23 protein-coding genes are annotated in these 25,788 nt (G+C 59.6%); 6 read left to right on the top strand and 17 right to left on the bottom strand.

Going from position 1 to position 25,788, the window contains the following annotated elements:
- Nucleotides 1–19: 19 nt before the first annotated feature.
- The 7 genes from fabF to MRS74_RS07585 all read right to left on the bottom strand — a co-directional run bounded on the left by fabF (nucleotide 20) and on the right by MRS74_RS07585 (nucleotide 5,335).
- Nucleotides 20–1,258 carry a beta-ketoacyl-ACP synthase II gene (gene fabF, locus MRS74_RS07615; RefSeq protein ID WP_254579679.1) on the bottom strand — a complete coding sequence of 413 codons (1,239 nt, stop codon included), beginning with the start codon at nucleotides 1,256–1,258 and terminating at the stop codon, nucleotides 20–22.
- Nucleotides 1,259–1,348: 90 nt separating this feature from the next.
- Nucleotides 1,349–1,582 (bottom strand): acyl carrier protein, encoded by a 234-nt coding sequence (gene acpP / locus MRS74_RS07610; protein ID WP_067381152.1) that lies wholly within the window; start codon nucleotides 1,580–1,582, stop codon nucleotides 1,349–1,351.
- Between the two features lie 167 nt (nucleotides 1,583–1,749).
- Complete coding sequence (gene fabG / locus MRS74_RS07605; RefSeq protein ID WP_254579678.1) at nucleotides 1,750–2,493, bottom strand: 3-oxoacyl-ACP reductase FabG; 744 nt, start codon at nucleotides 2,491–2,493, stop codon at nucleotides 1,750–1,752.
- A gap of 20 nt (nucleotides 2,494–2,513) precedes the next feature.
- Nucleotides 2,514–3,446 (bottom strand): ACP S-malonyltransferase, encoded by a 933-nt coding sequence (gene fabD / locus MRS74_RS07600; protein ID WP_254579677.1) that lies wholly within the window; start codon nucleotides 3,444–3,446, stop codon nucleotides 2,514–2,516.
- A 144-nt stretch (nucleotides 3,447–3,590) separates the two neighbouring features.
- The gene (gene plsX / locus MRS74_RS07595) at nucleotides 3,591–4,607 is read right to left on the bottom strand and encodes a phosphate acyltransferase PlsX (RefSeq protein ID WP_254579676.1); all 1,017 of its coding nucleotides are present in this window, start codon (nucleotides 4,605–4,607) and stop codon (nucleotides 3,591–3,593) included.
- Between the two features lie 2 nt (nucleotides 4,608–4,609).
- Nucleotides 4,610–4,792 (bottom strand): 50S ribosomal protein L32, encoded by a 183-nt coding sequence (gene rpmF, locus MRS74_RS07590; RefSeq protein WP_254579675.1) that lies wholly within the window; start codon nucleotides 4,790–4,792, stop codon nucleotides 4,610–4,612.
- A gap of 18 nt (nucleotides 4,793–4,810) precedes the next feature.
- Nucleotides 4,811–5,335, bottom strand: a complete 525-nt coding sequence (locus MRS74_RS07585) for a YceD family protein (RefSeq protein ID WP_254579674.1) — start codon at nucleotides 5,333–5,335, stop codon at nucleotides 4,811–4,813.
- A gap of 126 nt (nucleotides 5,336–5,461) precedes the next feature.
- On the opposite strand from MRS74_RS07585, the gene MRS74_RS07580 reads away from it, so the two are divergent.
- Nucleotides 5,462–6,040: a Maf family protein gene (locus MRS74_RS07580; protein WP_254579673.1), complete on the top strand. Its 579-nt coding sequence runs from the start codon at nucleotides 5,462–5,464 to the stop codon at nucleotides 6,038–6,040.
- 94 nt (nucleotides 6,041–6,134) lie between these two features.
- Here MRS74_RS07580 and MRS74_RS07575 read toward each other — a convergent pair whose 3' ends face one another.
- A complete protein-coding gene (locus MRS74_RS07575) occupies nucleotides 6,135–7,142 on the bottom strand; it encodes a S49 family peptidase (RefSeq protein WP_254579672.1) in 1,008 nt (335 codons plus the stop codon).
- A 12-nt stretch (nucleotides 7,143–7,154) separates the two neighbouring features.
- Nucleotides 7,155–7,811 carry an HAD family hydrolase gene (locus MRS74_RS07570; RefSeq protein ID WP_254579671.1) on the bottom strand — a complete coding sequence of 219 codons (657 nt, stop codon included), beginning with the start codon at nucleotides 7,809–7,811 and terminating at the stop codon, nucleotides 7,155–7,157.
- Between the two features lie 127 nt (nucleotides 7,812–7,938).
- Here MRS74_RS07570 and MRS74_RS07565 point away from each other — a divergent pair, with 127 nt between their 5' ends.
- The gene (locus tag MRS74_RS07565) at nucleotides 7,939–8,367 is read left to right on the top strand and encodes an RrF2 family transcriptional regulator (RefSeq protein ID WP_254579670.1); all 429 of its coding nucleotides are present in this window, start codon (nucleotides 7,939–7,941) and stop codon (nucleotides 8,365–8,367) included.
- A gap of 4 nt (nucleotides 8,368–8,371) precedes the next feature.
- Here MRS74_RS07565 and MRS74_RS07560 read toward each other — a convergent pair whose 3' ends face one another.
- Both MRS74_RS07560 and MRS74_RS07555 read right to left on the bottom strand, forming a co-directional pair.
- A complete protein-coding gene (locus tag MRS74_RS07560; RefSeq protein ID WP_254579669.1) occupies nucleotides 8,372–9,397 on the bottom strand; it encodes an NAD(P)/FAD-dependent oxidoreductase in 1,026 nt (341 codons plus the stop codon).
- A gap of 225 nt (nucleotides 9,398–9,622) precedes the next feature.
- Nucleotides 9,623–10,114: a putative 4-hydroxy-4-methyl-2-oxoglutarate aldolase gene (locus MRS74_RS07555; protein ID WP_254579668.1), complete on the bottom strand. Its 492-nt coding sequence runs from the start codon at nucleotides 10,112–10,114 to the stop codon at nucleotides 9,623–9,625.
- Between the two features lie 161 nt (nucleotides 10,115–10,275).
- On the opposite strand from MRS74_RS07555, the gene MRS74_RS07550 reads away from it, so the two are divergent.
- Entirely contained in the window at nucleotides 10,276–10,749 is a 474-nt protein-coding gene (locus MRS74_RS07550) for a YaiI/YqxD family protein (protein ID WP_254579667.1), read from the top strand.
- Nucleotides 10,750–10,772: 23 nt separating this feature from the next.
- Here MRS74_RS07550 and chrA read toward each other — a convergent pair whose 3' ends face one another.
- Both chrA and MRS74_RS07540 read right to left on the bottom strand, forming a co-directional pair.
- Nucleotides 10,773–11,936, bottom strand: coding sequence for a chromate efflux transporter (gene chrA / locus MRS74_RS07545; protein WP_254579666.1), 1,164 nt, complete (start codon nucleotides 11,934–11,936; stop codon nucleotides 10,773–10,775).
- A gap of 83 nt (nucleotides 11,937–12,019) precedes the next feature.
- Nucleotides 12,020–12,898, bottom strand: a complete 879-nt coding sequence (locus MRS74_RS07540; RefSeq protein WP_254579665.1) for a LysR family transcriptional regulator — start codon at nucleotides 12,896–12,898, stop codon at nucleotides 12,020–12,022.
- A 117-nt stretch (nucleotides 12,899–13,015) separates the two neighbouring features.
- Here MRS74_RS07540 and MRS74_RS07535 point away from each other — a divergent pair, with 117 nt between their 5' ends.
- Nucleotides 13,016–13,789: a ferredoxin--NADP reductase gene (locus MRS74_RS07535; RefSeq protein WP_254579664.1), complete on the top strand. Its 774-nt coding sequence runs from the start codon at nucleotides 13,016–13,018 to the stop codon at nucleotides 13,787–13,789.
- A 119-nt stretch (nucleotides 13,790–13,908) separates the two neighbouring features.
- Here MRS74_RS07535 and ydiJ read toward each other — a convergent pair whose 3' ends face one another.
- Entirely contained in the window at nucleotides 13,909–16,977 is a 3,069-nt protein-coding gene (ydiJ, locus tag MRS74_RS07530; protein ID WP_254579663.1) for a D-2-hydroxyglutarate dehydrogenase YdiJ, read from the bottom strand.
- Between the two features lie 123 nt (nucleotides 16,978–17,100).
- Between ydiJ and MRS74_RS07525 the strand changes: the two genes are divergently transcribed.
- On the top strand, nucleotides 17,101–18,078 hold the full coding sequence (locus MRS74_RS07525) for a LysR family transcriptional regulator (RefSeq protein WP_254579662.1): 978 nt from the start codon (nucleotides 17,101–17,103) through the stop codon (nucleotides 18,076–18,078).
- A gap of 325 nt (nucleotides 18,079–18,403) precedes the next feature.
- Here the strand turns inward: MRS74_RS07525 and ppsA are convergent, their stop codons facing one another.
- Nucleotides 18,404–20,794, bottom strand: coding sequence for a phosphoenolpyruvate synthase (gene ppsA / locus MRS74_RS07520; protein WP_254579661.1), 2,391 nt, complete (start codon nucleotides 20,792–20,794; stop codon nucleotides 18,404–18,406).
- A 207-nt stretch (nucleotides 20,795–21,001) separates the two neighbouring features.
- Between ppsA and ppsR the strand changes: the two genes are divergently transcribed.
- Nucleotides 21,002–21,817: a posphoenolpyruvate synthetase regulatory kinase/phosphorylase PpsR gene (ppsR, locus tag MRS74_RS07515; protein WP_254579660.1), complete on the top strand. Its 816-nt coding sequence runs from the start codon at nucleotides 21,002–21,004 to the stop codon at nucleotides 21,815–21,817.
- Nucleotides 21,818–21,935: 118 nt separating this feature from the next.
- Here the strand turns inward: ppsR and prpF are convergent, their stop codons facing one another.
- Nucleotides 21,936–23,141 (bottom strand): 2-methylaconitate cis-trans isomerase PrpF, encoded by a 1,206-nt coding sequence (gene prpF / locus MRS74_RS07510; protein WP_254579659.1) that lies wholly within the window; start codon nucleotides 23,139–23,141, stop codon nucleotides 21,936–21,938.
- 52 nt (nucleotides 23,142–23,193) lie between these two features.
- A complete protein-coding gene (gene acnD / locus MRS74_RS07505) occupies nucleotides 23,194–25,788 on the bottom strand; it encodes a Fe/S-dependent 2-methylisocitrate dehydratase AcnD (RefSeq protein ID WP_254579658.1) in 2,595 nt (864 codons plus the stop codon).

Here is a 25,788-nt window from a genome sequence, read left to right as displayed (position 1 = left end):
AGGAACGCACGACGGCGGATCAAATCTTGCGAAACGCAAGAGTGCCGTTGGTGCCGCCAAAGCCGAAGGAATTGGACAGCGCTGTGTCTATCCGGCATTCCTGGGCCACCTTGGGCACATAATTGAGATCGCAACCGTCGGACGGGTTGTCCAGGTTGATGGTGGGCGGTGCCACCTGGTCACGAATGGCCAACAGGCAGAAAATTGCCTCCACCGCACCGGCTGCGCCCAGCAAATGTCCAACCATTGATTTGGTGGAACTCATTCGCACCCCCGAGGCGGCACTGCCGAGCACACGCTTGGCGGCATTGGACTCTGCCATATCCCCCGCCGGCGTCGAGGTGCCGTGGGCATTGATGTAGTGCAGCTCATCCGGGTTCATGCCGGCGTCACGCAGCGTATTTTCCATCGCCCGGGCAGCGCCTTCGCCGGACTCGGGCGGCGCGGTCATGTGGTAGGCATCATCACTCATGCCAAAGCCCACGATTTCCGCATAGATCCGCGCACCGCGCGCCTTGGCGCATTGGTACTCTTCCAGTACCACAATACCGGCGCCGTCGCCCAGCACGAAGCCGTCACGATCGCGATCCCAGGGGCGGCTTGCCGCTGTCGGATCATCATTACGGGTCGAAAGCGCACGGGCGGCGGCAAAACCACCGATACCCAGGGGGGTATTGGCCATTTCGGCACCGCCGGCCACCATCACATCGGCATCACCATACTGAATCATGCGCATGGCATGACCAATGTTGTGTGTGCCTGTGGTACAGGCCGTGGTAATGGCAATGTTCGGGCCGCGCAGGCCGTACCTGATCGCCAGATTGCCGGCAATCATGTTGATAATGCTGCCTGGCACGAAAAACGGAGAAATACGGCGTGGGCCGCCTTCGTTCAAAATATCGTGGTTTCTCTCGATCATCGACAGGCCGCCGATGCCCGAGCCCACCGCACAACCGATGCGGTGCGAATTTTCGTCGTTCACTTCCAGACCAGAGTCATTGATCGCCTGAATCGCGGCTGCCATGCCGTACTGGATGAACAGGTCCATTTTGCGGGCGTCTTTAACACTCATGTACTCGCTAACATCGAACCCCTTGACCGGGGCAGAGAAGCGTGTCGCAAACGCAGATGCGTCGAAGTGGTCAATCGGAGCTGCACCACTTTTGCCAGCAAGGATGTTGTCCCAGGTTTCTTTAACCGTATTCCCCACCGGGGTCAGCATTCCGATGCCGGTAACCACCACTCTCCTGCGAGACATTGCGATCCTCCAGTTACTCTGGCCGTAAAAAAGAAAAGCCGCACTATACTGCGATAGGTGCGGCTTTTCACTTATTCTTGAACCTGTCGATTACTGGTGCGTGTTGATGTAATCGATTGCCAGCTGTACGGTGGTGATTTTTTCAGCTTCTTCGTCAGGAATCTCAGTTTCGAACTCTTCTTCCAGAGCCATAACCAGCTCTACAGTGTCCAGAGAGTCAGCGCCAAGATCTTCAACGAAAGAGGCTTCGTTGGTCACTTCGTCGCCTTTAACGCCCAGCTGTTCTGCGATGATTTTCTTTACGCGCTCTTCAATGTTGCTCATAACTCTTCCTATATTCTTTTCAACCCGTGCACCCTGAGATGCGAATCGGGATTTTATAGATACCGTCATGCCCTAGCAAGCGTGACAGCGTTTATTATCACCGTAAACTGACGGCCAATTATCAACAAATTGCCGAAAAAAACAATTCTTTGTGACAGAAGCCTAAATCAGGCCATGTACATCCCGCCATTGACCTGGATTGTCTCGCCTGTGACATAGGCGCCCCCCTGGCCGGCGAGAAAGCCTACCACGGCAGCGATCTCCTCGGGCTGACCGAGACGATTCATTGGAATTTGTGCCTGCAGATGGGCCTTGTGCTCATCCGCCAGACCACTGGTCATATCGGTATCGATGAAGCCCGGCGCGACGCAGTTAACCGTAACGTTGCGCGAACCCACCTCACGCGCCAGCGCTCGGGTAAAGCCTTCCATGCCGGACTTGGCAGCAGCATAGTTCGCCTGCCCAGCGTTACCCATGGACGCCACCACCGAACTGACACTGATGATACGCCCCCAGCGTGCCTTGGTCATGCCACGCAGGCACGCCTTGACAACACGATAAACCGAGGTGAGATTGGTATTCAAAACCGAATCCCACTCATCTTCTTTCATGCGCATCAGTATATTATCGCGGGTGATACCAGCATTATTGACGAGGATTTCCACCGCACCGAATTCTTCCTGAATGCGTTTGATCACCTGTTCAACGGACTCTGCACTGGAGACATCCAGCACCATGCCCGCGCCTTTGAAACCCGCTTCACCGAGGTAGGCACCGATGGTCTGGGCACCCGACTCACTGGTTGCCGTACCCACCACGATGGCGCCCTGACCACCCAACTCGTGTGCAATTGCCTTGCCGATACCACGGGTAGCACCGGTCACCAGTGCCACTTTACCTTCGATACTCATCTGCTGTCCCTTATCGATATTTATTCGCCCAGCGCCTTGGCAAGGCCTGCGGGCTCGTTGATCGCAACCACATTGAGTGCCTTGTGCACCTTCTTGTTAAGGCCGGACAACACCTTGCCAGGGCCACATTCAACCATGGTTTCAGCACCAGCCTCTACCATGGCCTGCACAGTACGCGTCCAGAGCACCGGACTGTAAAGCTGCGCCAGCAAGTTCTCCCTGATCTGTTCAAGCGTAGCCGGTACAGCCGCATCCACGTTCTGCAACACCGGAATTTGCGGCGCATGCAGGGCAATATCAGCCAGTACTGGTGCCATGCCCTCAGCCGCCGGGCGCATCAGCGCACAGTGTGACGGCACACTCACCGGCAGCGGAATCGCCCGCTTGGCGCCAGCAGCCTTGCAAGCTTCCATGGCGCGCTCAACGGCAGCCTTTTCACCGGCGATCACCACCTGGCCCGGACAGTTGAAATTGACCGGCGAGACCACCTGCCCCTGGGCTGCGCCCTCACAGGCAGCGGCTATACCGGCATCATCCAGCCCGAGAATCGCCGCCATGGCACCTGTGCCAGCAGGCACTGCCTGCTGCATCAGGCGACCACGCAACTGCACCAGGCGCACGCCATCGGCGAAGCCAAGCACACCGGCACAGACCAGGGCACTGTACTCGCCCAGACTGTGACCGGCCATCAGCGCAGGCGTAGCACCGCCACGCTGCTGCCACAGGCGCCACAGCGCCACAGCAGCACTCAGCAACGCAGGCTGGGTAACCTCGGTATTGTTCAATTCGTCTTCAGGACCCTGCTGCACCAGCGCCCAGAGGTCATACCCAAGCGCCTCGGACGCCTCGGCAAAGGTCTCCTGAATAACGGAATACTGTTCGGCGAGTTCAGCCAGCATACCAAGATGCTGGGAACCCTGTCCGGGGAAAACAAAAGCAAGCGCTTGCGACATGGATTCCTCGTCTTTGCAATCTAATTGCGATGACCGCCCGAAGGGCATAATGGAGCGGTAGTTTACATGAATACGCGATACTTGGCAGACCGAACCGCCCGCCAGACGGCCTTAAACCGGCACATCGGGACAAAGTATAGGCACTCAGGCCAGGGATGCAGCAAGCTGCTCACTGATTCGCCTCGGCACATCCATCTTTATCTCGGCAACCGCCTCATCAATGGCAAAGCCAAAACAGGCACGATCTGCCCCACCATGACTCTTGACCACTATCCCCTGAAGCCCGAGCAGACTGGCACCGTTGCGCCGCGACGGATCAAGCTGCCGCCCAAGCTCGCGCAGTACCGGTCGCGCCAGCCAGGCCAAGATGCGTCGATACAGGCTGCGCCCAAAAGCCGCGCGCAGCCTGCTCGCCACCAGACGCGACACACCCTCACTGCTTTTGAGCGCAATATTACCGACAAAACCGTCACACACCACCACATCAGCCTTGCCGGCGAAGATATCATCGCCCTCGACATAGCCGATATAGTTGAGACGCCCATGCGCCTTGATGAGGGCGGATGCCAGCTTGACCTGCTCGTTACCCTTGATGGCTTCCTGACCAATATTCAGCAATCCGACACGGGGCGCGGCAACAGCGTCCACCGCCTGGGTCATGGCAGAGCCCATGATGGCAAACTGCAGCAGATGCTCGGCACAGCAATCCACATTGGCGCCCAGGTCAAGCATGTAGCAGTGACCCTCAAGTGTTGGCACCGCGGTCACTATGGCCGGCCGATCAATCCCCTCCAGCATGCGCAGCACACGCCGCCCAATCACCATCAGCGCACCGGTATTGCCGGCACTGACGCAGGCATTTGCCTGACCATCGGCAACCAGCTGCAGCGCAACACTGAGGGAGCTATCCTGACCTTTGCGCAGCGCATGGGACGGTTTTTCATCCATGGCAATAACGCCGTCAGCCTGAACAGGCTGCAGCCGCTCGCGCACGGATGCGGGAATATTATGCAGATAGGGGGTAAAGGTATCGGTTTGGCCGACCAGCTTGATGGTCAGACCGGGGTATCGCTCAAGCGCCTCAACGGTGGCGGGAACCGTAACGCGGGGACCGAAGTCCCCGCCCATCGCATCAATCGCAATGGTACAAAAGCCGGACAAGCTTAGATTTCGTCCTGCTTGTTGACAACCTGACGACCACGGTAAAAACCATCGGCGCTCACGTGGTGACGCATATGAGTTTCGCCAGTGGTGGCTTCAACAGAAAGACTCGGGGTGCCCAGAGCGTCATGGGAACGACGCATGTCACGCTTAGACCGGGACTTTTTGTTCTTCTGTACTGCCATGGTGAGATAACTCCTAGTTCAACTCTTGTCAGTGTTGGCCTTCAGCTTGGCCAATACACTGAACGGGTTAGGTTTTTTTGACTTCGCATCTTCCGGGGCGATTTCCCCGAAAGAGGTCTGAATACTACAGTCGTCATGATAAGGCACCACCGGGAGGTTTAGGATCAACTCTTCCTCCACGACAGACCAGAGCTCGACATCTTCATCCTCAACGATCAGCGGATCATAATGACGTGGCAATGTTTTAGCCACTTCCTCGCTGGGCGCGACTGCCAGATTAAAGCTGGCCTCAACGACAACCTCGACGGGCTCCAGACAACGCTGACACGTCATGTAGACCCTGCCTTGCGCACTGCCCGAAACTGTACGAATTCGCTGCGGATCAAGTGAAAACAGAAGATCCACGGTGATCTCGCCTTCTTCCTCGACGAGGTAAGACGACAAGCGTGGCATTCCATTCAGACTGGCAAGACCCTGAATACGTACTTCCCGTTCGGCAAGCTTTCGCGGGTCAACTCTTTTCGGTAATGGTCCGTACGACATAAGCGCGCAATTCTAGGGTGCAAAACCCTGACTGTCAAAGAAAAACAGGGGTCTTCCACATGATTAATTCGGGTTGGTATTCTACGACGTATAGAACCCCCTGTAACGCTGAAATGGCATTCACTGATGAATAAACTGATCCTGGCCTCGAGTTCCGTCTACCGGCGTGCCCTGCTCGACAAATTACAGCTGCCCTACGAATGCATCAGCCCCGATATCGATGAAAGCGCACACCCGGACGAGCACGCCGAAGACCTGGTGCGGCGCCTTGCACTGGAGAAAGCCCGCGCCATCGCCAGAACGACACCCAACGCCCTCATTATTGGTTCCGACCAGGTCGCGGTGCTCGATGGCGAGATTATCAGCAAGCCGCTGGGCCGCGACAAGGCCCGCGCCCAGCTGCTGCGCGCATCAGGCCGCAGCCTGCGCTTTGTCACAGGCTTGTGCCTGCTGAACAGCAACAGCCAGCACAGCCAGATCGATGCGATCGACTTTCGCGTGCATTTTCGCACTCTCAGCGAGCAACAGATCGACCGTTATCTGGATAAAGAGGAGCCCTATGAGTGCGCCGGAAGCTTCAAGGCCGAAGGACTTGGCATCGCGCTCTTTGAACGCCTGGAGGGCGACGACCCCAACAGCCTGATCGGCTTGCCGCTGATCCGTCTGGTACGGATGCTCGAAAATGCCGGCGTTCAGGTTTTGTAAAAAACTCAGCCAGCAAAAAGGGAGACCGAAGTCTCCCTTAATCTTCCCTAAGGTCGCGCTATGCCGCAGGCCTCACACAGACACCCAAGGCTGCTTAACGCAGTGTGCCCATGCTGCCCAGGCCGAGTTCTGTGGCCAGGGACCTGGAAAAGCTCACGCCGAGTCGATCGATCAGCTTGTCCAGCGCTGAAAGCTTGGAGCCGTACTCAACCAGCTCTTCCTGCCCGACAATATCCCGCGCGACCATGCTGCTGCTGCCAAGCCCGTCGATGAGCCCCAGCTTCAGCGCCTGCTCTCCGGTCCAGATCAGACCACTGAACAGACGGTCATCCTCCTTGAGCCGATCACCACGCCCCGCACGCACCTGATCAATAAACTGCTGATGGGTGGTGCCCAGCACCTCCTCCCAGAAACGCCGCTCGCTGTCTTTCAGCGGGCTAAACGGATCCAGGAAAGCCTTGTGCTCACCGGATACCAGCGCACGGCGCTCAACGCCGAGCTTGTCGATCAGCTCCACAAAGCCAAAGCCCGCCGATGTCACGCCAATGGAGCCTACCAGGCTCGCCTTGTCGGCGTAAATTTCATCCGCCGCCGCCGCCATGTAGTAAGCCCCCGAGGCACCGATATCGCTGATAACCGCATAGAGTTTTTTCTGCGGATAGAGCCCACGCAGGCGCTTGATTTCATCAAATACATAGCCCGACTGTACCGGGCTGCCGCCGGGGCTGTTGATGCGCATGATCACAGCTTGGGACTTGGGCTCCTTGAACGCCGCACGCAGGGCCCCGACTATATTGTCGGCACTGGCCTCTTCGCCATCGGCGATGGGGCCGCGCACATCAATAATGGCGGTGTGCTCCTTGGTCAGCACCTCGTGCCCCAAGTCCTTGCCGACCAGGAAGATCGCAAGAATCCCGAACAGATAGGCAAAGGTCAGCAGTTTGAAGAAAATACCCCAGCGCCGGCTACGGCGCTGCTCCGCGTGCAGCCCCATCAGCAGCTTTTCGATCAGGCGCCATTCGCGTTTGCTGCCGTCCTGCGCCTTGTCTACTGTCGCTTGCAACTTGTCATCCATTTTTTCGTCCCAGGGATTATCGGCCACAAAGTGCTCCTGTCAGGATAGTGGTTGTCCGTCGAGCCAGCGTTCCAGCTCCAGAAAATTGTCGATCTCCAGCACCGGCCGCCAAGGCTTGAGCCGGTCAATATGGTGCGCTCCGTAGCTCACCGCCACCGTCGCCATACCGGCCCTATGGCCCATTTCCAGATCATATTCGGTATCGCCGACCATCAGCGCCTGCGACACATCGACCTTCGCTTGCTGCAGTATCTCGTGCAGCATGTGGGGGTCTGGCTTGGAGGTGGTTTCATCAGCGCAGCGCGACAACTCAAACAGGCTGCCAAGCCCCGTCTGAGCAAATACCCGATCCAGCCCGCGGCGGTTCTTGCCCGTGGCCACCGCCAGCCGATAGCCTTTGCGATGCAGGCTCTCCAGGCTGCTGCGGGCACCGGCAAACAGATGAGTGGGCGTTTCATCGCCGGTGACATAGTAGTGAGCATAGCGCTCGCGCATGCCCTCGATACCGGCGGCATCAATGCCAGGCACCAGCGCCCGTATCGCCTCTGGCAACCCCAAGCCGATAATGTTGCGGATCGCCTCGGCATCCAGCGGCTCCAGCCCAAGGTCCAGTGCCGAACGCTGCATGCTAGAAATGATTCGAGCGGCAGAATCGATGACGGTTCCATCCCAATCGAAAATCAGCAGTTTATACACTACAACAACCCCATTAAGTCCCAAGGCGGCAAAGAATGCAGCAATGCGTCAACCGGTGCAAGACAGCAAGCTTGCAGCCCAGCGGGCGACCAACGTATATTTGGAAAACATTTTTCAGGATACCAGCATGCAACTGAGCCGATTCACGGACTACACCCTGCGGGTGCTGTTTTATGTCGCAATCAACAACGAGCGCCTGACAACCCTGCACGAGATTGCCGACTTCTATCAAATATCAGTGGAACACCTGCGCAAGGTGGTGCATGCGCTGTCCAAAAGCGGTCACCTTAAAACCTATCGCGGACAAAAAGGAGGGATCAAGCTGAACCTGGCACCAGCCGACATCAATCTCGGCGCCATTGTCAGCCAGAGCGAAGGCACCAGCCCGCTGATCGATTGCGAGTCCCAGCCCTGCCGCCTGGCCGGCATTTGTAACCTGCAAAGCGCTCTGGCCGACGCCCAGCGCGCCTTTATGGCAAGCCTGGCCCAATACAGCCTGGCCGACATGCTCGACAGCCCCCGGATGCAGCAACAGCTGATCAGCAAGTCCGGCTAAACACTCAGGAATCGGCATCCACGCCCAGGCGCCGACGCAACAACGGGCTAGTAGTGGTGTACTGCAGCTGTACCTTCTTGCCGGGCTCCAGGCGCGACTTTATGGCAAAGGCCGCCAGCGCGGCCTCATGAAACCCGCTCAGAATCAGTTTTTTCTTGCCAGGATAGATATTGATATCGCCAATGGCGAACACCCCAGGCAGCGAGGTCTCGAAACGCTCGGTATCCACCTGAAGCTGATTGGCATCCATTGCCAGGCCCCAGTGTTTCACAGGCCCAGGGTTGGGCACCATGCCAAAGAACACCAGCAGACTGTCGACCTCCTGCCAATGGGTTCGCCCCTCACTGTCGGTCAGTTCAACCGCCGTGAGGCGTCCATCGGAAAGACGATAGTCGCTTGCCCGCCCTGCAACAAAGCGCATACGCCCCTGCTTGCATAGCGCATGCATCTGCTCCACCAGCGCAGGTTGGGCCCGAAAACGCTCCGAGCGGTGCACCAGCACCACAGAGCGGGCCTCCGGCACCAGCGCCATGACCCAGTCCAGCGCCGAGTCCCCGCCGCCAAAGACCACCAGATCCCGGCCATGGAACTGGCCCCGATCCTTGACGGCATAGAACAGCTGATCACCTTCGAGCCTCTCGATGCCTTCCAGTTTGAGGCGCACCGGCTGAAAGGCACCGGCACCGGCGGCGATCACCACTGCGGCCACATCAAACTCGGTGCCCTTGTCACCACAGAGCCAGAATCGCTCGCCCCGCGGTTCAAGCTGCTCGATACGTTCACCAAAACAGAATTGCGCCTTGAAAGGCGCAATCTGGCGCAGCAGGTTCTGCGTCAGCTGGGCACCGCTGATTTCGGGAATGGCAGGGATATCGTAAATGGGTTTTTGCGGATAGAGCTCGGCACACTGCCCCCCGGGCTGTTCCAGCGCCTCCACCACTATGGCATTGAGCCCCAGCAGGCCCAGCTCAAACACCTGAAACAGGCCGCAGGGGCCCGCGCCTATCACCAGAACATCAGCCGTTTTCATTCACATGCCTCCAATCGCCCGAGCACCCACATCTGCGCCAGGTAAAACCTTAACAGACACCAGCATGCGCCCAGTTGTTGAATTCAGCATGAACACCGAAGCGGCACCGGCGCACCCTCAGTGTAGACAGCGGACAGGGGTAGACGGCGGGCACAGCGTATTGGCGGATAGAGCACAGCGAGCCGACACGGGCGCCAACAGCGGGCTGCGGGCACCGGATACACCTCAGTCCTGCGGCAGTTCCAGCTTCTGCGCACTGACCAGCAGGCCATTATTGTCACCGTAGACATAGTCCCCCGGGCGGAAGGTCACACCACCGAAGGTCACCGGCACATTGACATCCCCCAGCCCCCGCTTCTCGGTTTTCAGCGGATGACTGCCAAGCGCCTGCACACCCAGATCCAGATCGGCGATGGCGTTAACGTCGCGGATGCAACCATAGATCACGATGCCTTCCCAGCCGTTGTCCGCCGCCTTCTCGGCCAGCATATCGCCCAGCATGGCACGGCGCATGGAACCGCCACCATCGACAACCAGCACCTTGCCCTCTCCGGGCAGCGCCACCTGTTCACGCACCTTGGAGTTATCCTCAAACGCCTTGATGGTGACAATTTCGCCACCGAAGGCTCCACGGCCGCCAAAGCTGCCGAACATGGGCTCAACCACCTGCACCAGCTCTTCGAAATGGTCACACAGCTCAGGTAAAAGATCGTCCATCAGAAACTCCTTGAGATGAATATCGGCCGTCCAGCGGCCAGGGCAAAACGCCATGATCGGTGATCAAGGGGACAAATGCACTACCACCAAGGCAGGATAACGGCGGATAATGGGGCCCAGGACACCCCTTTCACCTGCAGCCAACAGGGAGCACAAGCAGCATGCACATCTGGGTCGACGCCGATGCCTGCCCCAAAATGATCAAGGATATTTTGTTCCGGGCCGCACAGCGCACCAATACGCGCATGACGCTGGTAGCCAACCAGTTCATGAGCACACCGCCTGGCAATCTGATCGATGCCATTCAGGTGGCCAGCGGCTTTGATGTCGCCGATAACACCATCGTCAGCAAACTGCAGCCCGGCGACCTGGTCATTACCGCCGACATTCCGCTGGCAGCCGATGTTATCGACAATAACGCCTGGGCGCTCAACCCAAGAGGCGAGCTCTATACCAGGGAAAACATCCGCCAGCGCCTCTCAATGCGGGACTTTATGGAAACCCTGCGCAGCTCTGGCATTCAGACCGGCGGACCGGCAGCACTTGGCAACGCGGATCGCCAGGCCTTTGCCAACCAGCTCGACCGTTTTCTGGCGCGCGCATCCGCCGCCGGCCAGAACCCGCCTCGCTCCTAGCACTGCTGTCCAGAGCACGGCTATCAGAACATGAGCAGGCCCGTGATAATCGCCAACGGCACCAGGGCAATGACCCCCAGTCCCAAGCCGCGCAACAGATAGAGCCCAACCAGCGCCAACGCCAGATCACGCCCGCCGGTGACGGCGCTGACAAAGACCGGCTGATACAGTGCCGCCAGCAACAAGCCCACCACCACCGCATTGACGCCCGCCACAGCACCGGCGAGCGCGGGTCGGGCCACCCAGCGCTGCCAGTCGGGCAGCACCGCAACCAGCACCAGGAACCCCGGCAGAAACACAACAAGAGTTGCCAGCAGCGCCCCCAGTACCGGCGCCTGCGACACCAGCTCATACCCCAGAAAGGTCGCCAGCGTAAACATGGGCCCCGGCACGGCCTGGGCTGCGGCGTATCCGAGCAAAAACTGCGACGGCGCCAGATCCGCGCCCAGCTGCGCCTGCAACAATGGCAGCACCACGTGACCACCGCCAAACACCAGAGCGCCCACCTGGTAGAAGTCCGCCGCAACCCCCGCCAGCCCCGACTCTGCTGCCAGCCATGACAGCGCCAGCAGACACCCAAAGAGCACCAGCGCCCAGCGCTGCCGGCCCGGCGATTCGGACTCCAGTGCTGGCACCGAAGCGCCTGCCTGCACCGATTTCCCCACCCTTCCCAGCATGATGGCTCCGATCATCGCCGCCAGCACAAGTACGGCCAGCTGCGCAGCGATACCCGGCGCCAGCAAAGCCGCAATGGCCCCGAACAGCCCAATGACCAGCGTGAGGCGGCCACTACAGAAAGACCGCGCCATGCCCCAGAGGGCATCCGCGACCACCACCAGCGCCAGCAGCTTCAAAGTGTGCAACACAGAATCAAACCAGGCCTGCTCCAGCAGCCAGCCACCGCCTGCGGCCAGGGAGAGCATCAGCAGCACTGAGGGCAGCGTAAAGCCCAGGAAGGCGCAGGCCCCGCCCAGTATACCGTCGCGCCTATAGCCGATGGCGAACCCCAGCTGGCTGGATGCGGGCCCCGGCAGAAACTGGCACAGCGCCAGCAGCTCGGCAAAGTCACGCCCATCTACCCAGCCCAGGCGCTCTACAAAATGATTGCGAAAGTAACCGATATGGGCGGCCGGGCCACCAAAGCTGACGCAGCCCAGCAGCAGGAACTGCACAAAAATTTGCCACATGAGGATAAATCCGCCGAAATTGCCAAAAAACCGCTTTTTAGCACGCAGGTATTACGATTAGATGCCAGCGACCACCGAAACCTTCAGGCCTCGCGACAGAGCCGGATCCAGCGTTCAAGACCTGCGCTGCGGTATTTCTGTCGATGCATGACGAAGTAAAACAGCCGCCTGAAATCGCGTCCAGGCACAGACAGCGGTACCAGATCGCCACGCCTGAAGGCATCTTCCAGCGTGACCCTGGACAGGCAGCCAACGCCAAGCCCCGCCTGCACCGCCCGCTTGATCGCCTCGGTATGCTGCAGCTCCAGCAGAATATGCATCTGCGGCATCAGCCCATAAAGGGCGCGGTCAAAAGCCTGGCGCGTACCGGAGCCGGCCTCGCGCAGTATCCAGGGCACCGCCAGTAGCTGCTCATCGCTGAGCGCGCCTTCGCCGACCAGCGAATGGTCCGCGCCGCAGAACACCACCAGTTCATCTTCGCGCCAGGGAATCACCTCGAGATCCGCATGCTGGACCTCACCTTCCACCAGGCCTATATCCAGCTCAAAGTTACGCACCTTGTCGGCGATGGCGGCGGTGTTCTCTACATCCAGCGTGACCCTCGCATCGGGGTGATCGGTCATGTAACGCGCCATGATCTCCACGGCCAGATAGTTGCCGATACTCAGCGTGGCGCCAACCTTCAGCGGCCCCGCCTCGGCGTGCTGCAACAGCGCCGTCTCCAGCTCCAGCGCCTGGGCCAGCAGCGCCTCGACCCTGGGCTGCAGCAGGCGCCCCAGTTCATTCAGCTGCAGACGCTTGCCGACACGGTCAAACAACTGGATGTCAAAGTGGGTTTCGAGCTCGCGCAGGGCTCCACTGGCGGCGGACTGCGACATCGCCAGCTCCTCGGCCGCACGGGTGATGTTCTGGCTATGTGCAGCGGCCAGAAACACCTGAAGTTGACGCAGGGTGTATTTCATAATCGCTAAAACCGATAAAGGTTATTGATAAATTCATTTTTACAGTTGGTTATAGATAGCGCTAATCTTGCAATCATTAAGTTATAAGCATCACCACAGGGTTAAGGACAAGGCAGCATGAGCAATCACAATCGCGAAACGGTTACCGCCGTACACCACTGGAACGAAACACTGTTCAGCTTCACTACAACCCGTGATCCGGGTTTTCGCTTCAAGAATGGCCATTTCACCATGATCGGACTGGAGCTCGAAGGGCGCCCACTGATGCGCGCCTACAGCATTGCCAGTGCCAACTACGAAGACGAAATGGAATTCTTCAGCATCAAGGTACAGGACGGCCCGCTGACCTCCCACCTGCAGCGCCTGCAGGTCGGTGACGAAGTGCTGATCAGCCGCAAGCCGACCGGCACCCTGGTGGCCGACCACCTGCTGCCCGGACGCAACCTGTACCTGCTCAGCACCGGCACCGGCCTTGCGCCCTTTATGAGCATTATCCGCGACCCGGAAATCTATGAACGCTTCGACCGCGTGATTCTGACCCACGGTGTGCGCTCTGTATCGGAGCTGGCCTATCAGCAGACCATACTGGAAGAGCTGCCGAACAACGAATTTTTCGGCGAGGAAATCCGCGAGAAACTGTTGTACTACCCGACCGTTACCCGCGAAGCCTTCCGCAATCAGGGTCGCCTGACCGACCTGATGCGCAGCGGCAAGCTGTTCAGCGACCTGGGGTTGCCACAACCCAACCTTGAGGATGACCGTTTCATGATCTGCGGCAGCCCGAGCATGCTGAAGGAAACCTGCGACATTCTGAATGACTGGGGCTTCAGCGAATCACGCCATGGCGAACAAAGCCACTATGTGATCGAACGCGCCTTCGTGGAAAAATAAAGCCGCAGAGCAGACAGGCGCGCCCCTCACAAGGCGCCTGGCTGTAATACCCCTGCAAAAAAGGCGCCCGTGCAAAACACGGGCGCCTTTTCTTTGGTTCTTCGCAGCTTAGCGGCTAATCAGACCCTGGCCTGACACAGCTGTTCCAGCAGCGCCTGCAGCGGATGCGGTACTTCCTGATCATCCAGACGCTTAACCTGGCTACGGCATGAATAGCCGGTTGCCAGCAGACGATCATGGTTCTGCGCATCGTTCACAGGCTCGCGCCAGCTCAGGTCATAGATACGCTTTGAGGTTTCAAGATTCGCACTCTCGTGACCGTAGGTGCCGGACATGCCACAGCAGCCCACCGCCAACAGCTCGAGGCGTTGCCCCATGGCCGAAAATATCTGCTGCCAGTTGCGAATGGACGGCGCCGCCGAGGTCTTTTCGGTGCAGTGGGCCAGCAACTTGAAATGCCCGGCCGGCATGCCCTTGCGAGCCGCCTCCAGCACCGCCTGCTGCTCCACCAGCCACTCCTGCACCAGCCGCACCGGTGGCAGCTTGTCAGCATCCAGCGCATAGGCATACTCCTGCCGGTAGGTCAGGGTCATGGAGGGGTCGATCCCCACCAGCGGCAGGCCGCTGTCGGCCAGCCCATTGAGCATCTGCGCATTGCGCCGTGCCGCTTTCTCGAAGACTCCCATAAAGCCATGCACGTGCAGCGGCTTGCCGTTGGGACGAAACGGTGCCACCAGCACATAGAAACCGAGGCGGCTAAGCAGATCCACCAGATCCAGCACCAACCCCGTTTCAAAGTAACTGGTGAAGGCATCCTGAACTATGACCACCGCCTTGCTGCGCTGCGCCTCGGACAGAGTAGCCACCTGTTCAGGGGTTGCCAGTTCAATGCCACGGCGACGCAAGCCCGACTGCAGATCCAGGGTCGAGATGGTCGGGCTGTCCACCATGCCAATCTGGCTTCTGAAGAAGCGCTTCACCAGCATGTTGTCCATGGCCCAGTTATAGGGCCCAGGGAAACGCGCCAGGGTCGGAATCATGTATTCCAGGCTGCCCACCACATAATCCTTCAGCGGGCGCAGGTAACGGCCGTAGTAAACCTCCAGAAAGCGGGCACGAAAGTCCGGCACATTGACCTTTATCGGGCACTGCCCCACACAGGACTTGCACGCCAGACAGCCCATCATCGAGGCATGCACCTCGTTGGAGAAGTCATATTCGCCGCGGCGCTTGCGCAGGCTGTTGCGAATGCGCTGCGGCAGGCCGCCAATAAAGGACGAGCGCCGCACCTGCGCACTGGCATCGTTCAGATCCACCCCCTGATTGGACATCAGACGCAACCATTCCCGTACCAGGGACGCCCGCCCCTTGGGTGAATGGATACGCTCGCGGGTGCCCTTCCAGGACGGACACATGGCGTCATTGGGATCGTAATTGAAGCAGGCGCCGTTGCCGTTGCAGTTCATGGCGGAATCGTAACTCTTGCGCACCGCCTCGCCGACCTGGCGGTCATGCTGCCCGCGGGTGGGCACGCCATCGATTTTCAACAGCTCGGCGCCATCGATCATCGGTGTCGCGATCTTGCCGGGGTTGAGCTGATTGTGCGGGTCGAAGACCCCCTTGATGCGCTGCAGTTCAGGGTAGAGTTCACCAAAGAACTCGGGCGAATACTCCGAACGCACACCCTTGCCGTGCTCACCCCAGAGCAGGCCCTTGTATTTCTGCGTCAGGCGCACCACTTCATCGGTGACCTCGCGCACCAGGCCCTCCTGCGCCGGATCCTTCATGTCGATGGCCGGGCGCACATGCAGCACACCGGCATCCACATGACCGAACATGCCGTAGGTCAGACCGCGGGCATCCAGCACGGCGCGAAACTCCATAATGAAGTCCGCCAGATTTTCCGGCGGCACCGCCGTATCTTCCACAAAGGGAATCGGCCGCCGATCGCCCTCGGCATTGCCCAGCAGGCCCACGGCCTTTTTGCGCATGCCCCAGATCTTGCCGATCTCGGCGGCGCCGAACACCACTGTATGACCGAAACTCCTGCCCGGCTGGCCACTGACCTGCTCGAGGTGCGCCACCAGCGCCGCGACATCGGCTCGCAACTGCGTTTCATCGTCGCCGGTATACTCCACCAGGTTGATACCCTGAATACCGGGCTCCCCTGCATGATGCGGGAAATAATCACTCACCGAATCCCACACGATATCGCCCATGGCCAGATTCAGCACCCGTGAATCCACTGTTTCCAGCGATGTCGGGCCCCAGGCCATCAGCGCCTTGGCATCGCGCAGTGAGCTTTCGAAGCTGTCGTACTTGACGTTGACCAGCGCGGAATACTTGGGGATAGGCAGTACATTAAGCTTGGCCTCGGCGATAAACGCCAGCGAGCCTTCCGACCCACAGAGCACCGAGTTGAGGTTGAATCGCCCCTGCTCATCGCGGATATGAGCCAGGTCATAGCCGGTCAGGCAACGGTTAAGCTTGGGAAAACGGGCCTCGATCAGCTCCTTTTTGTCGGCGTAGATTCCGTCCACCAGACGGTGCACCTCACCGACCAGATCGTCCCGCGCCTGAATCTTCTGCAGCTTGGCGTCACTCAGCGGCTTGGACTCCCAGAAACTGCCATCAAGCAGCACCGAGCGCAGCTCCAGCACATGGTCGCGGGTTTTGCCGTACAGGCAGGAGCCCTGACCACTGGCATCGGTATTGATCATGCCTCCGATGGTGGCGCGGTTACTGGTTGAAAGCTCAGGCGCAAAAAACAGGCCATAGGGCTTGAGAGCGGCATTAAGCTGATCCTTGACCACCCCGCCCTGCACCCGTACCCAGCGCTCCTTGGCATTGATCTCAATGATTCGGTTCATGTGCCGCGAGGTATCGACGATCAGACCATCGCTGAGCGACTGGCCGTTGGTACCGGTGCCACCACCACGGGGGCTCATGCGCAGGCGGCTGAAACGCGACTGGCTGGACAGCCGTGCGATCAGCATCAGGTCTTCAACGGAGGCGGGATAGACCACGGCCTGGGGCAGCATCTGATAAATGCTGTTGTCGGTGGACTGCACCACCCGGTTAGCGTAATCCGGGCTGGTATCCCCGCCGAACCCCTGTTGCTGCAGTTGCTCGATAAACTCCAGATAAAGGGGGGCCGTAGTATCGATGTGCCTGATGTGCGGAATCATGGGCTCGCGCGTCCTCGCAATCGCATCCCGGGTTTATGGGTGTGCGGGATTGTCTGTATGGACGCTATGATGCAGAATTCGAATTTATCATTCAAACGCTAAAAGTTAATAGATTGATAACTAATGGCGAATAATATTTCAATCCGGCATCTGCGCGCCTTTGTCGCCGTGGCCCATCAGGGCAGCTTTACCCAGGCCGCCAAGCACCTGCATCTGACCCAGTCGTCGCTCACCGCCACCATCAAGCAGCTGGAGCAGCAAAGCGGCCTGATCCTGCTGGATCGCACGACCCGACGGGTACTGCTCAACCCCGAGGGCGAACGTTTTCTGCCCGTGGCCGAACGGCTACTGTCGGACTTTGATACCGCCTTGTCCGACTTGCAGGCCGTGGCAGAGCACCAGCATGGCCAGGTGGGCATCGCAGCGTCTCCCTCGACCATCGCCTGCCTGCTGCCTGCCGTGGTGCAAGCCTACCGTGCCCGCCACGCCAATATCGGCATTCTGCTACGCGACGACAGCGCCGCCGGCATCGAGCAGCACGTGCTGGCCAATGATGTGGACTTCGGCGTGGGGGGCAACCATTCCGATCAGCCCGACCTGAGCTACACCCCAATTCTGCGTGACCGCTTTGGCGTGGTTTTCAACCGCGGCCACCGATTTGATGAGCCCGCCCCGGCTGACTCGCCCGCCTCGACAGCGCCCACAGAGACAGCGCTGCCCTGGCAGGCACTGGCAGACGAAGAGCTGCTGATGCTTTCGGCCGATACCGGCATCCGCGCCCAGCTGGCGCAAACACCGGCCGGCAACGCCATCCGCCTGGGGCTCGATCACCCGGCCATCGAAGTATCCAACCCGGCGGGCCTGGCCGCACTGGTGGAAGCCGGCATCGGCTTGTCCGTACTGCCGGCACTGGCCGCCGGCACCCGCTCCTTCGAGCACCTCACCTTTAGGCCGTTGTCGGAACCGGCTCTCTACCGCGATCTTTATATCATCCGCCGCCGTGGCCGCTCCCTCAGCCCCGCCGCCCACGCCATGCTACTGCTGCTGCGACAGACCTTCGCCGCCATGCCCCTGCCTGCCCATGTCGAGTGCGTACTCTGAATCGATACCCAGGTTAACGACCTGCGCACAGCCAAACCACCGCGCTGTAGATCCGGCCCCAGACAGTAGATAACGGTATAAATAAACAAAGTAAAAAAAGCGGCCCTAAGGCCGCTGAATCATTGTGGAAATATTTTTCGCGCCCCGTCAAAAAACAGGCCAAACGCAAAAGACAGGAAAAGCTGCACGGCCCTGTCGCAGCCAAATCACTGCTGTCACCTATTGCCAAGCTGGCGCTTCGACCGCGTCGTCCAGACGGGCAGACCAATGCTGCCAGCCATTAAAGCGCACATTTCATGACAAAAGTACTATGGCTGACAGGCCCTTAAGCCCGGGACTCCGCTGCGTCTTGCAGATGATTGGCCAGGAAGAACCAGGTATCCAGCACCGAATCCGGGTTCAGTGACACGCTGTTAATCCCCTGCTCCATCAGCCACTGGGCCAGATCCGGATGATCAGACGGGCCCTGACCACAGATGCCGATATACTTGCCCTGGCTGCGACAGGCATCGATCGCCATGGACAGCAGTTTTTTCACCGCCTCGTTACGCTCGTCGAACAGGTGCGCGATCACGCCCGAGTCGCGATCCAGCCCCAGGGTCAGCTGGGTCAGGTCATTGGAGCCGATGGAGAAACCGTCGAAGTATTCCAGAAACTGGTCGGCCAGCAATGCGTTGGAGGGAATTTCACACATCATGATCAGGCGCAGACCATTCTCCCCCCGACGCAAGCCATTGTCGGCCAGCAGCTCAACCACCTGACGCGCCTCACCCGGGGTGCGCACAAAGGGAATCATAATCTCGACATTGGTCAGGCGCATGGTGTCACGCACGTATTTCAGCGCCCGACACTCAAGCTCAAAGCAGTCACGGAACGACTCCGAGATATAGCGCGCCGCACCGCGAAACCCCAGCATCGGGTTTTCTTCGCTGGGTTCAAACTCGGCGCCACCGATCAGATGACCGTATTCATTGGACTTGAAGTCCGACATACGCACTATGACTTTTTTTGGATAGAAGGCCGCCGCCAGGGTCGAAACACCTTCCACCAGCTTGTCGATGTAAAACTCCACCGGGCCTGCATAGCCTGCGATGCGGCGTTTTATCGTCTGCTGCAATTCCGGCGTCTGGCTATCGAAATTCAGCAACGCCTTGGGGTGCACACCAATCATGCGATTAATAATAAACTCCAGCCGCGCCAGGCCGACACCGGCGTTGGGCAACGCCTGAAAATCGAAGGCACGGTCCGGATTGCCTACGTTCATCATCACATCGAACGGCAACGGCGGCATGGATACCACGCTGTTGGTCTGATGCTCGAAGCTCAGTTCACCCTCGTATACCCAGCCGGTATCCCCTTCTGCGCAGGACACCGTCACCGGCTGCCCCTCAGTCAGCAGTTCGGTGGCATCGCCGCAACCAACGATAGCGGGAATGCCGAGCTCACGGGCAATAATGGCCGCATGACAGGTACGGCCACCGCGGTTGGTGACGATGGCCGCCGCGCGCTTCATGACCGGTTCCCAGTCCGGGTCCGTCATGTCGGTGACCAGCACATCACCGGGCTGCACCAGATGCATCTGGCTCAGGTCGCTCACCAGCCGCACGGGCCCCGAGCCGATGCGATGCCCTATTGAGCGCCCCTGAGCCAGCACCTCGCCCTTTTCCTGCAGCAGGTAACGCTCAATCACATTGCCCTGGGCCAGGCTTTTGACCGTTTCTGGCCGCGCCTGCACTATATACAGCTGGCCGTCATCACCGTCCTTGGCCCACTCGATATCCATCGGCCGGCCGTAGTGATCTTCAATAATGACCGCAATGCGCGCCAGGCCTTCAACATCGGCATCGGTAATGGAGAACTTGCTGCGCTGTGCCAGGGGCACCTCAACGGTTGCCACCGCCTTGCCGGCACGGCCATCAGCCGTATAGATCATCTTGATCGCCTTGGAGCCCAGGTTGCGGCGCAGGATGGAGGGCACCTTCTGGCTCAGGGTCGGTTTGAATACATAGAACTCATCGGGATTCACAGCGCCCTGCACCACAGTCTCACCCAATCCATAGGCGGAAGTGATAAAGACTGCGTGCTGAAAGCCAGACTCCGTATCCAGCGTAAACATGACGCCCGCAGCACCGGTTTCGCTGCGCACCATGCGCTGTATACCGGCGGACAGAGCAACATCAATATGCTCGTAGCCCTGATGCACGCGGTAGGAGATGGCGCGGTCGTTATACAGGGACGCAAAGACTTCGCGGATGGCATGCTTGACGTTGTCCAGCCCGCGGATATTCAGAAAGGTTTCCTGCTGGCCGGCAAAGGAGGCGTCCGGCAGATCTTCTGCCGTGGCGGATGAACGTACCGCCACCGCCATCTCCGCGTTGCCCTGGGTCATTTCGGCAAAGGCGGTTTCAATGGCACCTTCCAGCTCCGGCTGCAGCGGCGCTTCGAGAATCCACTGGCGGATTTTGCGGCCGGTAAGCGCCAGCGCCTGCACATCATCAGCATCCAGTGTTTCGAGCGTATCTTCGATGCGCTGCGAAAGACCCTCAAACGCCAGAAAATCACGATACGCCTGGGCCGTAGTGGCAAACCCCGTGGGCACCCGAACGCCGGCCGCACTCAACTGGCTGATCATCTCACCCAAGGATGCATTTTTCCCGCCCACGGTATCGACATCTGCCATACCAACCTGGTCTAGGCGCTGTACATAATGCTGCAAAATGCGTTCTCCTGTTGCCCTTAGTGAGTACTGCCAAACCGCCCGCAAACTACGGAATCAGCCGGGATAATACTGCAGTTTTAACAGAAAATCGCCGCCAGGGGGGATGTAATTTAACTACGTAAAAATCTGTTATAGTGCCAGAATTCAGCGGTTTGCAAGCCGCAAAGTCCCACCCCAGCGCCCCCCACAACCTGGACGCACACCATGAAACGTACCGCATTCTTTATTTCGGACGGCACAGGAATTACCGCCGGAACCCTGGGCAATAGCCTGCTGTCGCAGTTCGATGGTATTGAGTTCAAAAAGGTCACGCTGCCCTATATAGACACCCTTGAAAAGGCCCATGCCGTGGCGCTGCAGATTAACGCGGCAGTAGAAGAGGATCAGGTTCGCCCCATCATTCTGGACACCATCGTCAATGAGGACATACGCGCCTGTATTGCCCAGTGCAACGGCATGATGATTGATGTGTTCGCGACCTTCATAAAGCCCCTGGAGAAAGAACTGGGCGTCCACTCAACCTATACGGTTGGCAAGTCCCACAGCATCCAGGAAATGAACCGCTACAAGGATCGGATAGAATCGGTTAATTTCGCCATCGACAACGACGATGGCGCCCGCACCCAGCAGTACGACCGTGCCGACATCATTCTGGTGGGCGTGTCGCGCTCGGGCAAAACGCCCAGCTGCCTTTATATGGCGATGCAATACGGCATACGCGCGGCCAACTACCCCTTCACCGAAGAGGATATGACGCTGCAGGGCCTGCCCAACGCCCTGGAGCCCCACCGCGCCAAGCTGTACGGCCTCACCATAGACCCCTTCCAGCTGGCGGCCATTCGCCACGAGCGCCGCCCCAACAGCCGCTACGCCTCTCTCGATCAGTGCACTCTGGAGGTGCGCACCATCGAGCGGCTGTTTCGCCAGGAAAAGATCCCCTGCATCAATACCACCACCTTTTCGGTGGAGGAAATCGCCACCCGTATCATTTCCGAAGCCCGGCTGGTGCGCCAGCTCTAGACGGGCCCGAAGCGCCCGGCCACAAAAAGGCCCCGTAATAAGTGAATAGTTAATAACGGGGCCTTGCTGCGCGGGCATTCAGAGAGCCTTTGCGTAAATCTACGGAACCGGCGCGCTATCAGAAAGCGTCGCCCGGTACTCGCACCCAGCCTTCCATCAATACCCGGGCACTGCGGCTCATGGCGGCCTTGAGTACCACCCAGTCGTCCCCGACCTGACTGGCCTGGGCACCGACCCGCAGCGTGCCCGACGGATGCCCAAAGCGTACCGCAGTGCGCGCACCGCCGCCGGCGGCCAGATTGACCAGGGTGCCCGGCACCGCAGCAGCGGTACCTATGGCCACGGCAGCCGTGCCCATCATGGCATGGTGCAGCTTGCCCATGGACAGCGCCCGCACCAGCAGGTCTACATCCCCTGCCGTAACCTGCTTCCCGCTGGACGAGACATAGGCCGCAGGCCCCGCAACAAAAGCGACCTTGGGCGTGTGCTGGCGGGTGGCGGCTTCCTCCAGATTTGAAATCAGCCCCATGCGCAGCGCACCATAGGCACGCAGGGTCTCGAACCGGGCCAGGGCCTGCTCGTCACCGTTGATCGCATCCTGCAGCTCGGTACCGCTATAGCCAAGATCAGCCGCATTCACAAAGATGGTCGGGATACCGGCATTGATCAGGGTGGCGCGAATCACGCCGCCTGCAACCACCGCATCCGGCACCTCCAGATCATCCACCAGGTTGCCGGTCGGGAACATAGCCCCCTCGCCATCGGCCGGGTCCATGAACTCGACCTGCACCTCCGCCGCCGGGAAGGTCACACCGTCGAGTTCGAAATCACCGGTTTCCTGCACCGCAGCATTGGTCATAGGCACATGGGCAATGATGGTCTTGCGGATGTTGGCCTGCCAGATACGCACAACGGCGACGCCATTTTCAGGGACGCGACTGGCATCAACCAGACCACTGCTGATGGCAAAGGAACCCACCGCGGCGGTGAGATTGCCGCAGTTGCCACTCCAGTCGACGAAGGGCTTATCGATGGACACCTGTCCGAACAGGTAATCGACATCGTGATCCGGCTGGGTACTTTTGGACAGGATAACGGTCTTGCTGGTACTGGAGGTGGCGCCCCCCATGCCATCGGTCTGCTTGCCGTAGGGGTCGGGACTGCCGATCACCCGCAGCAGCAGCGCATCACGCGCCGCACCCGGCACCTGGGCGGCTTCCGGCAGATCGCTAAGATTGAAAAACACGCCCTTGCTGGTGCCGCCACGCATGTAGGTAGCAGGAATCTTTATCTGTGGAGAGCTAATCTGGGGTACGTGGGACATTATCTGAACTCCTAGAGAGTGCGGACGCCGCCAGGGCGCCCGCTCGAACCGATCAGGCGCTGACGCTGGACTCAAGAAAGTCCTGCGCAAAGCGCTGCAGCACACCGCCGGCGGCATAGATCGACACTTCCTCGGCGGTATCCAGGCGGCAGCGCACCGGCACCTCGACACGCTCGCCGTTGCGACGGTTGATCACCAGCGTCAGCGCGGCACGGGGTGTCGGCTCGCCGATCACATCATAGGTTTCGGTACCGTCGATGGCGTAACTATGACGGTTCTCGCCCGGCATAAACTCCAGCGGCAGCACCCCCATGCCCACCAGGTTGGTGCGATGGATGCGCTCGAAGCCTTCGGCCAGGATCACCTCGACACCGGCCAGACGCACCCCCTTGGCCGCCCAGTCACGGGACGATCCCTGGCCATAGTCGGCACCGGCCACAATGATCAGCGGCTGCTTGCGCTCAATATAGGTCTCGATGGCCTCCCACATGCGCGATACCTTGCCTTCGGGCTCGATACGGGCCAGTGAACCCTGCTTCACCTTGCCGTTTTCCTGCACCATTTCGTTGAACAGCTTGGGATTGGCAAAGGTCGCGCGCTGCGCCGTCAGGTGGTCACCGCGGTGCGTGGCGTAGGAGTTGAAATCCACCTCCGGCAGGCCCATCTTGTCGAGGTAGGCGCCGGCGGCGCTGTCCAGCAGGATCGCATTGGAGGGCGACAGGTGATCGGTGGTGATGTTGTCGCCCAGCACTGCCAGCGGACGCATACCCTTCATGCTGCGCTCACCGGCCAGCGCGCCTTCCCAGTAGGGCGGGCGTCGGATATAGGTGCTCTGCGGGCGCCAGTCGTACAGCGGCGTCACCTGCTCGCCGTTGTCCTCCTCGACGGCAAACATCGGGATGTATACCTGGCGGAATTGCTCAGGCTTGACGCTGGCTTTCACAATCGCATCAATTTCTTCGTCACTCGGCCACAGATCCTTCAGCGTCACCGGCTTGCCTTCCTTGTCGATGCCCAGCACATCCTTTTCGATATCAAAGCGGATAGTACCGGCGATGGCGTAGGCCACTACCAGCGGCGGTGAAGCCAGGAAAGCCTGTTTGGCATAGGGATGAATACGGCCATCGAAGTTGCGGTTACCCGACAGCACCGCCGTCGCGTACAGGTCGCGATCGATCACTTCCTGCTGAATTTTCGGGTCCAGCGCACCACTCATGCCGTTGCAGGTGGTGCAGGCAAAGCCGACGATGCCAAAGCCCAGCTGTTCCAGCTCCGGCAGCAGCTTGGCGTCTTCCAGATACAGCTGCACGGCTTTGGAGCCCGGCGCCAGGGAGGTCTTCACCCAGGGCTTGCGGGTCAGGCCACGGGCATTGGCATTGCGCGCCAACAGGCCGGCGGCAATCACGTTGCGCGGGTTGCTGGTGTTGGTGCAGCTGGTGATGGCGGCGATGATCACAGCGCCATCCGGCATCAGGCCCGGCTCGTTCTCCACCGTGCCGGAAATGCCGCGGGCGGCAAGTTCGGAGGTCGGCACCCGCGCATGGGGATTCGAAGGGCCGGCAATATTGCGGCCCACGCTCGACAGGTCAAATTTCAGCACACGCTCGTACTGCGCGTCCACCAGGCTGTCTGCCCAGAGGCCGGTGGTTTTGGCGTAGTTTTCCACCAGCTTGACCTGCTCGTCTTCACGCCCGGTAATGCGCAGATAGTCGATGGTCTGCTCGTCGATATAGAACATCGCTGCCGAGGCGCCAAACTCCGGCGTCATGTTGGAGATGGTGGCCCGGTCGCCCAGGGTCAGCGCCGCCACACCTTCACCGAAGAATTCCAGGTAGGACGATACGACCTTCTGGGCGCGCAGGAATTCGGTGACTGCAAGCACTATATCGGTAGCCGTAATGCCGGGCTGACGGCGACCGGTCAGCTCGACACCAATGATGTCCGGCAGGCGCATCCAGGAGGCACGGCCGAGCATCACGCTTTCGGCTTCCAGGCCGCCAACACCGATGGCAATGACACCCAGGGCATCGACGTGGGGCGTGTGACTGTCGGTACCCACCAGGGTATCCGGGAAGGCCACGCCATCGCGGGTCTGCACCACCGGCGACATTTTCTCCAGGTTGATCTGGTGCATGATGCCGTTACCGGGCGGAATAACATCGACGTTCTTGAACGCCTTCTTGGTCCAGTTGATAAAGTGGAAACGGTCTTCGTTGCGACGGTCTTCGATGCTGCGGTTCTTGTCAAAGGCATCCTTTTCAAAACCGCCGTACTCCACGGCCAGGGAGTGATCGACAATCAGCTGCGTCGGTACCACCGGATTGACCTTGGACGGATCGCCGCCCTGCTCGGCAATGGCATCGCGCAGGCCGGCGAGATCCACCAGCGCCGTCTGACCCAGGATGTCGTGGCACACCACGCGGGCCGGGAACCAGGGAAAGTCGAGTTCGCGCTTGCGCTCGATGATCTGCTTGAGCGAGTCGGTCAGGGTCGCGGGATCGCAACGACGCACCAGGTTTTCGGCCAGTACGCGGGAGGTGTAGGGAAGCTGGGCGTAGGCGCCAGGCTGGATCGCTTCGACGGCGGCACGGGTGTCGAAATAATCCAGAGCGGTGCCGGGCAGGGGTTTACGGTATTGAGTGTTCAT

This window comes from Marinobacterium sedimentorum (assembly GCF_024267675.1).
Classification (GTDB): domain Bacteria; phylum Pseudomonadota; class Gammaproteobacteria; order Pseudomonadales; family Balneatricaceae; genus Marinobacterium_A; species Marinobacterium_A sedimentorum.
The sequence above is the reverse complement of the archived record's forward strand: the minus strand, read 5'-3'. Positions and strand labels throughout refer to the sequence as shown.